Origin of the sequence: Flavobacterium terrigena (assembly GCF_900108955.1) — a bacterium.
GTDB classification, from domain to species: Bacteria; Bacteroidota; Bacteroidia; order Flavobacteriales; family Flavobacteriaceae; genus Flavobacterium; species Flavobacterium terrigena.
This window is the reverse complement of record NZ_FNYA01000001.1, coordinates 113,775-127,035: the sequence shown is the minus strand read 5'-3', so window position 1 is coordinate 127,035 and position 13,261 is coordinate 113,775. Positions and strand designations below refer to the sequence as shown.

At 29.8% G+C, this 13,261-nt stretch carries 12 protein-coding genes; all 12 read left to right on the top strand.

The window, feature by feature from the left end:
- Nucleotides 1-101 precede the first annotated feature (101 nt).
- The 12 genes from BMX42_RS00690 (at nucleotide 102) to BMX42_RS00640 (ending at nucleotide 13,225) form a co-directional block, all read left to right on the top strand.
- Nucleotides 102-2,603 carry a cation-translocating P-type ATPase gene (locus tag BMX42_RS00690; protein WP_091306854.1) on the top strand — a complete coding sequence of 834 codons (2,502 nt, stop codon included), beginning with the start codon at nucleotides 102-104 and terminating at the stop codon, nucleotides 2,601-2,603.
- Nucleotides 2,600-3,679, top strand: coding sequence for an AI-2E family transporter (locus BMX42_RS00685; RefSeq protein ID WP_091306850.1), 1,080 nt, complete (start codon nucleotides 2,600-2,602; stop codon nucleotides 3,677-3,679). The genes BMX42_RS00690 and BMX42_RS00685 overlap by 4 nt, the downstream gene beginning before the upstream one ends.
- 106 nt (nucleotides 3,680-3,785) lie before the next feature.
- Nucleotides 3,786-5,258 (top strand): OmpA family protein, encoded by a 1,473-nt coding sequence (locus BMX42_RS14645; protein ID WP_091306846.1) that lies wholly within the window; start codon nucleotides 3,786-3,788, stop codon nucleotides 5,256-5,258.
- Nucleotides 5,259-5,435: 177 nt separating this feature from the next.
- Nucleotides 5,436-6,137, top strand: a complete 702-nt coding sequence (locus BMX42_RS00675) for a hypothetical protein (RefSeq protein ID WP_091306843.1) — start codon at nucleotides 5,436-5,438, stop codon at nucleotides 6,135-6,137.
- Nucleotides 6,138-6,313: 176 nt separating this feature from the next.
- A complete protein-coding gene (locus tag BMX42_RS00670) occupies nucleotides 6,314-7,345 on the top strand; it encodes a glycoside hydrolase family 130 protein (protein WP_091306838.1) in 1,032 nt (343 codons plus the stop codon).
- A gap of 22 nt (nucleotides 7,346-7,367) precedes the next feature.
- Nucleotides 7,368-9,665, top strand: a complete 2,298-nt coding sequence (locus BMX42_RS00665; RefSeq protein WP_091306835.1) for a glycosyltransferase — start codon at nucleotides 7,368-7,370, stop codon at nucleotides 9,663-9,665.
- An 11-nt stretch (nucleotides 9,666-9,676) separates the two neighbouring features.
- Nucleotides 9,677-9,823, top strand: a complete 147-nt coding sequence (locus tag BMX42_RS14485) for a hypothetical protein (RefSeq protein ID WP_177169088.1) — start codon at nucleotides 9,677-9,679, stop codon at nucleotides 9,821-9,823.
- A gap of 11 nt (nucleotides 9,824-9,834) precedes the next feature.
- Nucleotides 9,835-10,326, top strand: a complete 492-nt coding sequence (locus BMX42_RS00660) for a response regulator (RefSeq protein WP_091306831.1) — start codon at nucleotides 9,835-9,837, stop codon at nucleotides 10,324-10,326.
- Nucleotides 10,327-10,417: 91 nt separating this feature from the next.
- Nucleotides 10,418-10,633 (top strand): BON domain-containing protein, encoded by a 216-nt coding sequence (locus tag BMX42_RS00655; protein WP_091306828.1) that lies wholly within the window; start codon nucleotides 10,418-10,420, stop codon nucleotides 10,631-10,633.
- 40 nt (nucleotides 10,634-10,673) lie between these two features.
- Nucleotides 10,674-11,147, top strand: coding sequence for a Dps family protein (locus tag BMX42_RS00650; RefSeq protein WP_091308735.1), 474 nt, complete (start codon nucleotides 10,674-10,676; stop codon nucleotides 11,145-11,147).
- Between the two features lie 30 nt (nucleotides 11,148-11,177).
- Nucleotides 11,178-11,603, top strand: coding sequence for an OsmC family peroxiredoxin (locus BMX42_RS00645; RefSeq protein ID WP_317040007.1), 426 nt, complete (start codon nucleotides 11,178-11,180; stop codon nucleotides 11,601-11,603).
- Nucleotides 11,604-11,626: 23 nt separating this feature from the next.
- Nucleotides 11,627-13,225, top strand: a complete 1,599-nt coding sequence (locus BMX42_RS00640; RefSeq protein WP_091306822.1) for a L,D-transpeptidase family protein — start codon at nucleotides 11,627-11,629, stop codon at nucleotides 13,223-13,225.
- Nucleotides 13,226-13,261 lie beyond the last annotated feature (36 nt).

The following is a 13,261-nucleotide window of genomic DNA, read 5'->3' as shown; positions in this document are numbered from 1 at the left end:
AATTCTAAGAGTTTTACAACTTTAAATACGAATTGTGTAAGAAATTTGGAGTACTTTTAGTAAAATTTGTTTTTAGTTATAAAAGACAAAACACTACAAGTATGTCTGTGGAAAATTTCAACATTAAAGGATTATCAGCTGCCGAAGTTAGAGCTTCAAGAAGTAAATATGGTAGCAATATAATTGAATATAAAAAAGAGAATATTCTTCTAAAAGCTATTATGAATTTTCTGCAAGATCCAATGGTTATTTTGCTTTTAGTCGCATCCGTGATTTACTTTATTAGCGGAAAAATATCAGATGGATTTTTTTTAGCATCAGCCATTTTGTTAATTTCTTTAATTTCTTCGTATCAAAATGCCCGAAGTCGTAATGCGTTACAAAAACTAAAAGATTTTACAAAACCTAATTGCAAAGTAATCAGAAACGGAACTATTGCAGAAATAAAAACTGAAGAATTAGTTATCGGAGATAGTTTAATGGTAGAAGAAGGAACTTCCATTTCTGCTGACGGAATTATTGAACATTCAAATGATTTTTCTGTCAACGAATCTATTCTTACTGGCGAATCGTTATCAGTTTCAAAGGATAAATCAAGCGAAAATAATTTTATTTTTCAAGGCACAACTGTTACTAGCGGATTAGCAATTGCAACAATTACAGCTATTGGAAGCAATACCAAATTAGGTAAAATAGGAAAAAGTCTCGAAAATATTAAAGAAGAAAAAACACCTTTAGAAATTCAAATTGGCAATTTCGTTAAAAAGATGGCTATTGTTGGTGCGTTCATTTTTTTAATAGTTTGGAGTATAAATTTTTATCATTCCAATAATATTTTTGATAGTTTACTTAAAGCTTTAACGTTGGCAATGAGTATTTTGCCTGAAGAAATCCCAATTGCATTTACCACTTTTATGGCACTTGGAGCGTATAAAATGTTCCAAAATGGAATTATCGTAAAGCAAATGAAAACGGTTGAAACACTTGGAAGTGCAACTGTTATTTGCATTGATAAAACGGGAACTATTACGGAAAACACCATGGTTTTAGCGAAATTATTTTCGTTAAAATCAAATAAAATAACAGATTTAGAAACAGTATTGAATGAAGATGAAAAAGTATTAATTGCTACATCAATGTGGGCGAGTGAGCCTATTGCGTTTGATCCAATGGAAGTAGCTTTGCATAATGTATATGCTAAAGTCATAGAAAAAGACGAACGCTCTCATTATAAAATGATACACGAATATCCGCTTTCGGGTAAACCACCAATGATGACGCATATTTTTGAAAAAAAAGACAAAACTATTATTGCAGCAAAAGGTGCTCCTGAAGCATTACTAAATATTTCCAAACTTTCAGATTCAGAAAAAAATCAAATTCAAAATGCTATTAAAGAATTAACGAATGAAGGTTACCGTGTTTTGGCTGTTGCCGATGCTAATTTTGAAGACAAAAATTTCCCAAAAAAACAACAAGAATTTCAGTTTAATTTTAAAGGATTAGTTGCCTTTTACGATCCACCAAAAGCGAATATTAATTCGGTTTTACAACATTTTTATAAAGCTGGAATTTCGGTAAAAATTATTACAGGTGATAATTTGGAAACAACCACTTCTATCGCCAAACAAATCGGTTTTGTTGGTTATGAAAACAGTATTTCCGGTGATGAATTAATGAAATTATCGGATGCTAAACTCAAAAAAAGAGTTTCAGAAACGAATTTATTTACCAGAATGTTTCCCGATGCCAAATTAAGAATCATAAATGCATTAAAGTCAAACAGCGAAATTGTTGCTATGACTGGTGATGGCGTAAATGATGGTCCTGCCTTAAAAGCGGCTCATATAGGTATTGCAATGGGTAAAAAAGGAACTGAGATAGCCAAAGAAGCGGCTTCATTAATTTTAATTAAAGATGATTTATTAAATATGGTGGATGCCATTGCTATGGGAAGAAAAATTTATAGCAATCTTAAAAAAGCCATTCAATTTATCATTTCTATTCACATTCCAATTATTCTTACTGTTTTTATTCCATTAGTTTTAGGTTGGATTTATCCATCTATTTTTTCACCGATTCATATTATTTTTTTAGAATTAATAATGGGGCCAACTTGTTCCATCGTGTATGAAAATGAACCAATGGAAAAAAATACCATGTCTCAAAAACCAAGACCATTCACGAATACATTTTTTAATTGGAAAGAACTTTCAACTAGTATTATTCAAGGTTTAGTAATCACAATAGGAACTTTATTTGTTTACCAATACTGTGTTTACTTAAATTATAACGAAGCCATTACCAGAACCATAGTTTTTACATGTTTAGTAACAGCCAATATATTTTTAACCTTATCAAATCGATCTTTTTATTATTCAATATTTACTACCATTCAATATAAAAATAATCTAATTCCAATTATTACTTCTATCACAGTTTTCATAACTGCTTTACTATTATATGTACCTTCATTAACTAAGTTTTTCGGTTTTGAACATCTAAATGGATTTCAATTAGGATTAGCAATTAGTGTTGGTTTTGTTGTCGTAATTTGGTATGAGGTTGTTAAAATATGGAAACGAAATACAATTAAATTATGAAAACTGAATCTTCTACTTTTTTACAGAAACTAGCTCTTGTTTTTTTAATCATTTTAGGGCTTTATTTAGCTAAAGATTTTCTAATTCCTTTGTGTATTGGTGGAATTTTAGCAACACTCTTTTTACCTTTTTGCAATTGGATGCAAAGCAAAAGAATACCTAAAGGTTTGGCGGTATTTATTTGTTTTTTTTCGATTTTATTAATTATTGCAACGCTGATTTCGCTTTTGGGATGGAAAATTTCTGAGCTTTTTGAAGATTTTAATTTGATAAAACAAAAGTCAATAGAAATGGGAAGTCAAATTCAAAAATATATTTTCAATCATTTGAATATTTCTATTGAAGAACAATTAAACATTTTGAAAAAGGAACAACCTTCGTATGCAGATATTTTTCAAATGATTTTTGGCTCAATTGCTTCAATCTTTGCGAGTTTAATTTTGGTCTTAGTTTATTTTGTTTTTTTATTATATTATCGAGGTCACATTAAAAACTTCTTATTAAAAACTGTAAAGCCTTCAAAATGTGAAGAAATGGAACAAGTAATTTATAATGCTACAAAAGTTTCTCAACAATATTTATTAGGAATATCAAAAATGATTGTGCTTTTATGGATTATGTATGCAGCAGGTTTCAGCATACTTGGTGTAGAAAACGCCATCTTTTTTGCCATACTTTGCGGATTGCTTGAAATTGTACCTTATGTAGGAAACATCACAGGAACAATTTTGACTGTTCTAATTACTGCAATTCATGGAGCTAGTTTAACGTTACTCGGTGGAATTATATTGGTTTATGTTGTTGTGCAATTTATTCAAGGTTGGCTTTTAGAACCATTAATTCTCGGACCACAAGTTAAAATCAATCCACTTTTTACGATAATTGTTTTGGTACTAGGCCAGCTATTATGGGGAATTCCTGGGATTATTTTAGCAATTCCTTTAACTGCCATTTTTAAAATTATTTGCGATCATATTGAACCATTGAAACCTTATGGATTTTTAATTGGCGAAATTACTCTTCCTAAAAAAAGAGAAGAGATTCTACAGAACTTAAAAAGCTATTTAAAACAATAATTTTTTCAAAACCTAGGAATATCACAACTTTTAACAAAAGTTGTATAAGAGAATTGCTACATAACTGAGTGATATTTGTAGTAATAATTTTAAACAACTATTGATCATGAAAAAAGTATTATTTCTGTGTATGTGTATGGTATATGCATTTACATCAAAAGCGCAAACAGAAGACAAAAAATGGAATATTGGTTTACATGGTGGTGTTACTCAATATTACGGAGACTTAGGAAGAGATTGGTATGAAACTGGCAATACTATGTATGGTTTTGGTGGACTTTCAGTTTCTAGATATTTAGGAAAACATTTTGATGCCAATTTACTTTTAACTAAAGGTACAATAGGTTATAATAATGGAGAAACAGATGGTTTTAAAACAGATTTTAATGCCGCAACTTTAAACTTACGTTTTAATGTTCTTCCTTCGGAATATATAGTTAGACCATATGTATTTGCTGGAGCTGGTTTCTTTATTTTCGGTAATCAATTAAATTTTCATACAGAAAATTACGATTATATATTGCCAAGTGCAGGTGGAGGAATTAATTTCAGATTATCACCAACTGTAAATTTAAACTTGCAAGAATCATTTATGTTCTCTAATAAAGACAGAAGAGATGGAGTTGACAATGCTGACGGTGATTTCCAGAAAAAAGATGCGTATTTAACACACATGGCTGGTCTTACATTTAATTTAGGTGATACTAAAGATTCAGATAATGATGGTGTTTCAGATAAAAAAGATCAATGTCCAGATACACCTGCAGATGTAAAAGTAGATAAATTAGGTTGTCCTATTGATAGAGATTCTGATGGAATTGCAGATTATTTAGATTCTTGTCCAGATACAGCTGGTGCAAAAATGCTTAATGGTTGTCCAGATAGAGATAATGATGGAGTAGAAGACGGTAAAGACCGTTGTCCAGATCAAGCAGGTACAATTGCTTTATTAGGGTGTCCAGATGCAGATAAAGATGGTGTTGCCGATATGGATGACAAATGTGCTAACACAAAACCAGGTACAAAAGTAGACGCTAAAGGTTGTCCAATGGATAGTGATAATGATGGTGTAATGGACGATGTAGATCGTTGCCCAGATGTTAAAGGTATTGCAAGTTTAAAAGGTTGTCCAGATGCTGATGGTGATGGTATTGCCGATTTAGATGATAAATGTCCGAACTCAAAAGGAACTTTAGCTAACAAAGGTTGTCCAGAAATTGCTAAAGCAGATATCGTAAGAATTACATATATCGGAAGTAAAATTTTCTTCGAAAATAATTCTGATAAATTAAAAGTAGCTTCTTTATCTCAATTAGATGAGTTGTCAAAAATATTATACAAATATGATGGTGCAACTTTAACAATTGAAGGCCATACTGATAGTGTTGGAAAAGATGATTTCAATATGACATTATCTAAAAAACGTGCGGAATCAGTTAGACAATATTTAATTGGAAAAGGTATTTCAGATGCCCGATTAATTTCTGTTGGATATGGTGAATCTAAACCAATTGCTACTAACAATACAACTTTAGGTAAAGCTAAAAACCGTAGAGTAGAATTAAAAACCAATTATTAAAATATAAAGTTAAGGTTAGTTTTGTTTTTTTGGAAAATGGCTGTCAATTTTTGACAGCCATTTTTGATTAACGCAAATAAGAGTACAAACAGAAATATATAACAATTGCAAAGAATTATGTAACACTTTGCTTAGGATATTCAGGTAGTTTTATATAATTAATTAAACATACTTATTATGAAAAAAAATGTATTAAAATTCGGATTGTTTTCAATGATTCTATTAGGAATGGTTTCTTGTGTTAATAAAGAAAAGGAATTAGCCGATAAAAGAATCAGTGAATTAGAGAGTTATGTAGATTCATTAAAAATGGTTTCTGCGGAAGAACGTCAAGCAAATTGGGATCAAATTGCTGCAGATTATGAAGCTAAAAATGCTAGTGCAAATGAAGCTTTACAAAGTTTAGAAGAAAGTGATAAAGCTGCTTCTCAAGAGAAAGTTAATGCATCTAATGCAAAATACGACGAGATTAAAGTAACTGTCATTTCTAAAACAGAAGAAGAACCAGCTGCAGATGCCGGTACTGGAAAACCTGCAAAAGTAAGTCCTTCTCAATTGTTAAGAGACAGATTATTTGGAGCTGGTAAAATTGGTTCAGACATGAACTTCGCTTGGGTAAATAAAGACAATATTGTTGCAGTATATGATAATTATTTTAAAGCATATAAAGCCAATAAAGAAAATTTCACAAGAGAAGATTATGATGAAGCGAAATTATTATTTGAAGCTTTAGATGCAAGAAAAAACACAGTTGAAAAAGAAGGTCTATCTTCTGAAGACAACATGAAAATTGCTTCTATTAAAGTGAAATTATCTCCAATGTTTAAATTTAACAGAATGGGTGCGAAAAGTAGAGAAAATTCAGATGCAAAAGAATAGATTTTAGAATATATAAATAAAAAAGTCAGCCAGAAATGGTTGACTTTTTTTATTCCATAAGGATGAAAATATCTGAATTATATAAGTAAATAGAATTGTTATATAACTTTTTTGGTAAAAATAAATCGACCTTTATAAGCATTGATAAAAGTAGAAGTTTAAGTAAATTATTTATTATGGTAGTAGTTAAAAAAGAAGGAATTGTCCTTGAAAAAAGAGCCTTAGGGTTTGAATGGGATGGTGTATTAAATCCTGGTGTAATCAGTTATGGAGATTTTATTCACATTTTTTATAGAGCTGTTGCAAAACATAATTATTCTAGTATTGGTTATGCAAAATTTATAAGTCCTTTAGAAATTGCAGAACGCATGGATGTGCCTGTTCTTTTTCCTCAATTTGATTATGAAGAACACGGAGTTGAAGATGCAAGAATTGTCAAAATAAACGACATATTTTATTTAACGTATTGTGCCTTTGATGGTGTAAATGCATTAGGTGCTTTGGCTACTTCATCGGATTTGATTACTTGGGAAAAACACGGAATTATTGTTCCTCAAATGATGTTCGATGAGTTTAAGCGTTTAGCGGAAACTAAAGGAAAGTTAAATGAAAAATATTATCGCTATAATGAACACGAAAGAATTCGAGAACGTAAAGGTAAAAAGGTTTTAGTTTGGGATAAAAATGTGGTTTTTTTCCCAAGAAAGATAAACGGTAAATTACATTTTTTACATCGAATAAAACCAGATATTCAAATAGTTTCAATAAACGATATAAGTGAACTTACAGTTGAATTTTGGCAAAATTATCTGTTGCAATTTAAAGATAACATCGTACTAGCACCAAAATACAAACACGAAATAAGTTATATAGGTGCAGGTTGTCCACCAATAGAAACCGATGCAGGTTGGTTGATTATTTATCATGGCGTTCACGATACCGTAAAAGGCTATGTTTATACAGCTTGTGTGGCTTTGTTTGATTTAGAAAATCCACAAAAAGAAATTGCCAGATTGCCTTATCCATTATTTCAGCCCGAATTAACCTGGGAAATAAAAGGTGAAGTAAACAATGTTTGTTTTCCATCTGGAGCAATTATTCAAGCCGATACTTTATATATTTATTATGGTGGTGCTGATTCATGTATCGGATGTGCATCGGTTTCATTATCTGAATTGTTAGCAGAATTGCAACTGAATTTAAAATAATTATTAATTAAAGTTTCAAGTTATGAAGAATTTAAATAGTTTACCTGAAATTTTTATTATCACATCTTACCCGCCACGTGAGTGTGGCATTGCTACGTATTCTCAAGATTTAATTTTTGCATTGAATAATAAATTCACGAAGTCTTTTGATATCAAAATTTGTGCTTTAGAATCGGAATTTGTAAAACATGAGTATACTAAAGATGTCAATTATGTTTTAGAAACCGACAATTCAAAATCTTATATAGAATTAGCTGAAAACATCAATGAAAATTCTAATATTTCAATGGTTTTAGTACAGCATGAATTCGGACTTTTTAGAACTAATGAATCCGATTTTATACAATTGTTGCAAACTATAAATAAACCCATAATTGTGGTTTTTCATACGGTTTTACCCAATCCAAATGAAGACTTGCGAAAAATGATGCAAAGTATAAATAGTTGCGCAAATTCGATTGTTGTGATGACAAATAATTCGGCAAAAATATTAGTGGAAGAGTATCAAATTGATACTGAAAAAATATCGGTAATTCCACACGGAACACATTTAGTTGAACACTCAAATAAAGATATATTAAAAGAAAAATACAATACTACGGGTAGAAAAGTGATATCCACTTTCGGATTATTAAGTTCTGGAAAATGCATTGAAACATCTATAAATGCCTTACGAACTATTGTAAAAAAACATCCTGAAGTTCTATTTTTAGTGATAGGAAAAACACATCCAAACGTAATTAAAAATGAGGGTGAAATATATCGTGAAAATTTGCAAGCTAGAATTACTGCGTTGCAATTAAATAAAAATGTGCGATTCATTAATAAATATTTAGCATTAGACGAATTGTTAGAATATTTACAGCTAACGGATGTTTATTTATTCACATCGAAAGATAGAAATCAAGCGGTTTCTGGTACTTTTTCGTATGCTATTAGTTGTGGTTGCCCAATTATTTCTACACCAATTCCTCACGCTGTTGAAGTTTTAGATGGAGGAACTGGAATAATTGTTGATTTTGAAAATTACAAGCAATTAGCCGAACAAGTTAACAATTTGTTAGATAACGAACAATTGCGTGCTTCCATTTCATCAAACGGAATTCACAAATTAGCACCAACAGCTTGGGAGAATTCCGCTATTTCTCATGCTATTTTGTTTGAACAAATTAGTAATTCAACATTAGAATTACATTATAAAATTCCACCCATAAATTTAAATCATTTCAAAAATATGACAACTGATTTCGCTATGATTCAGTTTTCAATAATTAATCAACCAGATATCAATTCGGGTTATACTTTGGATGATAATGCAAGAGCTCTAGTAGCTATGTGTCAGCATTTTGAACTTAAAAAAAACAGTGAAGATTTAGAGTATATTTCTAAATATTTCAACTTCATAAAATATTGCTTACAACCAGAAAATTACTTTTTGAATTATGTAGACGAACATAAAAAATTCACCAAACAGAATTCTGAAAACTTGGCAGATTCCAATGGTAGAGCCATTTGGGCTTTAGGATATTTGATTTCTATTAGCGATAAATTGCCAATAGAACTAGTACAAAGTGCCAAAGAAACTATGCAATTAGCTTTGGTAAATGTTTGCAAAATTCATTCGCCTCGAGCGATGGCATTTATTATTAAAGGAATTTATTATAGTAATATTAAAAATCCGTCAGAAGATAATATTCTGATTTTAAAACATTTGGCAGATAAATTAGTTCAAATGTATAAACATGAAAATGATGAAAATTGGCATTGGTATGAAAGTTATCTAACTTATGGAAATAGCATTTTACCAGAAGCTATGTTGTGTGCTTTTTTAGCAACTGACAATGAAAATTACAAAATAATAGCTAAAACTTCATTCGATTTTTTACTATCAAAAATCTTCATTAATGATGTAATAAAAGTGGTTTCAAACAAAGGTTGGTTGCAAAATAATGACAAAATTATTATTGAGCAAGTTGGTGGAGAACAACCAATTGACGTGTCTTATTCAATAATTGCTTTAAGTAAATTTTATGATGTTTTTCAAGAGGAAACCTATCTACAAAAAATAGAAATTGCTTTCAGTTGGTTTTTAGGAAAAAACCATTTACAACAAATAGTTTATAATCCTTGTACTGGTGGTTGTTATGATGGTTTAGAAGATACTTATATCAATTTAAATCAAGGAGCAGAATCAACTGTAAGTTATTTAATGGCGAGATTGATCATTGAAAGACATTTCGTTAAAAATGAAAAACCAATCAAGTTATTGAATGTAAATCATTCTAAAAAATCAAACAAAAATCAAAGTATAGAAATCTAAATCAAAATATCATGGCAACTAAAAAACAACACACTTTCGCACCAAAGAAAAGCGATAAGAAAAAAAATGAAGCAGCTAGTAACAAAGAAAATTCATCAAAAACGAAACAATCAATTAAAAAAAAGATAAATGAATTTGGAGACGAAGACTCACTTTAAAAAATAATATCATGACAAATCAAACATTAAATCTCTTTATAGTTGAAGACAATCCTGAAAGTGCCTTGAAATTACATCAGTTTTTGGATACTCGATTTGGAACGGTTTTCAATATTTCCACTTTTACAGATGCGGTTACTGCTATGTCAAAAGTGGACGAAAATACTAGCGTTGTAGTTTTAGATTACGATTATTTCGGAGATGAAGGTAATAAAATTGTTGACCTTATTAAGATTATAAACAAAAAAACCAAAGTAATTATTCTTTCTAATAACGAAGAAATTTTCACAGCTATTGATTCTTATAAAAACGATGTTGATAATTATTTACTTAAAGAAAAAGGTGTAAAAAAGAAATTGAGCATGACTTTATTTGAAATTGTAACCTATCCTGCAAACTATTTGCAAATGAAATATAGTGTAAGTGAGTTTTTTGCTTATCTAATTTTTCTGTTTGTTGTGGTTGGAATTTTAGTAACAATTGGATTCATATCAATTTATTAATTCTTTGAATTATATAACATTTTAAATAATTATATAACACTTACAAAGAGAAAAATCTCCAACTTTATATTCTCTTTAAAATTTGGAAATAATGAATTCAAATACCACTTTAAAAGAAAGAATTGAGAAAAATTTAGAGAGAAGTTATTTTGCCAATAATATTATTATTGATGTTATAGATGATGAAGTGACTTTGAAAGGAACTGTTGGTTCTTATGAAGTAAAAGATAAAATTGAACAAATAGTGTTGAATTTTTCAGAAGTACAAGCTGTAAATAATGAGTTAGCTATTTATAATGAAAACTAGTAAATTAAATACAAGAACAAGTAAATTAAATTTTATTTATATGATACCAAAAATTGGCTTATCCGAAGACAGTATTGAAAAAATCATCAAATTATTGTCAGTTGTTTTGTCTGATGAAATGACACTTTATGTCAAAACCAGAAAGTCTCATTGGAATGTAGCTGGTCAAAGTTTTATGGAATTACATAAACTGTTTGAAGTGCAATATTCAGAGTTAGAAGTTATTATTGATAATGTTGCAGAACGTATTGGAAAACTTGGCGGAAAAACGATTGGCACCATGAACGAATTTTCAGCGCTTTCGCGAATTATGGAGCATCCAAATAAATATCCTGTTCAAAATACCATGCTAACAGAATTATTAAACGATCATAAAACCATTATTTACGAATTACGTAAAGACATTGATACTTGTACGAATGATTGTCATGATGCCGGAACAGCGGATTTATTGACAGGAATTTTACAACAACATGAAACTATAGCTTGGGTATTACGAAGATATTTAAGTTAAAAAGATATTAACTACTAAAAATTTATAACAATGATACGAATTGCAAACGCCCATTGGGAAGGAAATTTAAAAGAAGGAAATGGAACGCTATCTACGCAAAGTGGCGTTTTGGAAAGCACAAATTATAGTTTCAAAACACGATTTGAAGTAGGAGTGAAGGGAACCAATCCTGAAGAATTACTAGCGGCTGCTCACGCAGGTTGTTTCACAATGGCGGTTGCTGCGAAGTTAAATGCAAAAGGATTTACTCCAAATTCTTTAGATACAGAAGCTACTTTAACAATGAACGATTTAGGAATTGTAAGTATGCATTTGAAAATTTCTGGTTCAGTTCCTAACATAAGTGCTGAAGAATTTGCCACAATCACTAAAGATGCAGAACAAAATTGTTACGTTTCAAAGGCTTTAAGCATTCCAATTTCTTCAGAAGTGCATTTTGAATTTGAAAATGCATAAGCTTATCAATTAAAAAAAATCTTATGAAAAACGCTTATTTACTTTCAACCCTGCTATTTTTCTTATTCAGTTGTAAAAAAACAGATCAAAATTCTGCGGATTTAATTCTGGGAAAAGCAACTATAAATGCGTTTTTTAAAGCAAATCCTGAAAGTAAAAAGATTGAAAAAGAAGTAGAATCATTCTATCAAAATAGAAATTTTGAATATGCTTGGTTTACCAAAAACGGAATGACACAAGCGGTTTCAAATTTTCAAAATCAATTGCAAAATTATAGTTTCGCTTTCAATGATAAAACTTTTAAGGACGAGCAATTAGATACTTTGATTTCGAATGTAAAATCAAATTATGAGGAATCAAAAATTGATGTAAAACAAAGGGAAAATCTAGAATTACAATTAACTACAACTTTTTTCAAATATTCTGAAAAAGCATTTGCAGGAATAAAGAAAACACCAAGACAATTGGATTGGTTTATTCCTCGTAGCAAAAAGAATTTTCAAGCTACGTTAGAATCTTTAATATTGAAAGATGAAAACGACAGCATTTATCAACCTGTGAATATTTATTATTCAAAATTGGTAGAAAAACTAATATTATATCGAGAAATCAAGAAAAAAGGTGGATTTCCGATTATAAAAACAGATAAAAAAGCACTTTCAATTACTCAATCAGATCCTTGTTTAATTCAAGTAAAACAGCATTTGTTTTTATCTGAAGATTTAAAAAGTAACGATAAAACAATGCTTTTTACAGAAAGTTTAAAAGCGGCAGTTTCCAATTTTCAACAACGATTAGGTTTGCCTGAAACTGGAATTTTAGATACAAAAACGATTATAGAAATGAATAAATCGGTCGATTTTCGTATCAAACAAATGCTAGTCAATTTAGAACGTTTACGCTGGGTTCCTGTTGAAGTGGAAAGCGATTATTTATTGGTCAACATTCCGGAATATAAATTACATGTTTTTAAAGACAAAAAAATATTTTGGGAAACGAATGTTGTAGTTGGTAAGGAAGCAAACGAAACCGCAATATTTAAAGGAAAAATTTCCAGAATTATGCTAAATCCGTATTGGAATATTCCTAATAGTATTATCAATAAAGAAATTTTGCCAGCCATAAAAAAAGATAAAAATTACTTGTCGAAAAATAATATGGAGGTTGTTTCTTATAAAGGTGAACCGATGAAGGAATCAAGTATTAATTGGAATGAATACACTAAAAATGTTCCATTTATTATTAGGCAAAAACCTGGAAATGATAATGCTTTAGGAGAAATGAAGTTTCTTTTCCCAAATAACTTTAGTATTTATTTGCATGATACGCCTTCAAAGGAATTGTTTGATAGAAATAAAAGAGATTTCAGTCACGGATGTATTCGTGTGGAAAATCCGAAAAAATTGATGTTGTATTTACTTGAGAACGACAAAACTTGGACTCAAGAAAAATTAGATGAAGTATTAAAAACAGATACAGAAACTGGAATTTCGGTTAAGCCAAACATGCCGGTTTATATAGCCTATTTTACTGCTTGGGTGGATCATAAAGGAAACCTAAATTTTAGAAATGACATTTACAATCTAGATGATAAATTGGCAAAAGAAATTTTTGCTGACTAATAAAACCTATGAATATTACAATTTCTTAGTAGAGTT

Excerpts from the sequence above, each read along its gene's own strand:
- BMX42_RS00690 (WP_091306854.1), top strand. The coding sequence starts at position 102 with ATGTCTGTGGAAAATTTCAACATTAAAGGATTATCAGCTGCCGAAGTT.
- BMX42_RS00685 (WP_091306850.1), top strand. The coding sequence starts at position 2,600 with ATGAAAACTGAATCTTCTACTTTTTTACAGAAACTAGCTCTTGTTTTT.
- BMX42_RS14645 (WP_091306846.1), top strand. The coding sequence starts at position 3,786 with ATGAAAAAAGTATTATTTCTGTGTATGTGTATGGTATATGCATTTACA.
- BMX42_RS00675 (WP_091306843.1), top strand. The coding sequence starts at position 5,436 with ATGAAAAAAAATGTATTAAAATTCGGATTGTTTTCAATGATTCTATTA.
- BMX42_RS00670 (WP_091306838.1), top strand. The coding sequence starts at position 6,314 with ATGGTAGTAGTTAAAAAAGAAGGAATTGTCCTTGAAAAAAGAGCCTTA.
- BMX42_RS00665 (WP_091306835.1), top strand. The coding sequence starts at position 7,368 with ATGAAGAATTTAAATAGTTTACCTGAAATTTTTATTATCACATCTTAC.
- BMX42_RS14485 (WP_177169088.1), top strand. The coding sequence starts at position 9,677 with ATGGCAACTAAAAAACAACACACTTTCGCACCAAAGAAAAGCGATAAG.
- BMX42_RS00660 (WP_091306831.1), top strand. The coding sequence starts at position 9,835 with ATGACAAATCAAACATTAAATCTCTTTATAGTTGAAGACAATCCTGAA.
- BMX42_RS00655 (WP_091306828.1), top strand. The coding sequence starts at position 10,418 with ATGAATTCAAATACCACTTTAAAAGAAAGAATTGAGAAAAATTTAGAG.
- BMX42_RS00650 (WP_091308735.1), top strand. The coding sequence starts at position 10,674 with ATGATACCAAAAATTGGCTTATCCGAAGACAGTATTGAAAAAATCATC.
- BMX42_RS00645 (WP_317040007.1), top strand. The coding sequence starts at position 11,178 with ATGATACGAATTGCAAACGCCCATTGGGAAGGAAATTTAAAAGAAGGA.
- BMX42_RS00640 (WP_091306822.1), top strand. The coding sequence starts at position 11,627 with ATGAAAAACGCTTATTTACTTTCAACCCTGCTATTTTTCTTATTCAGT.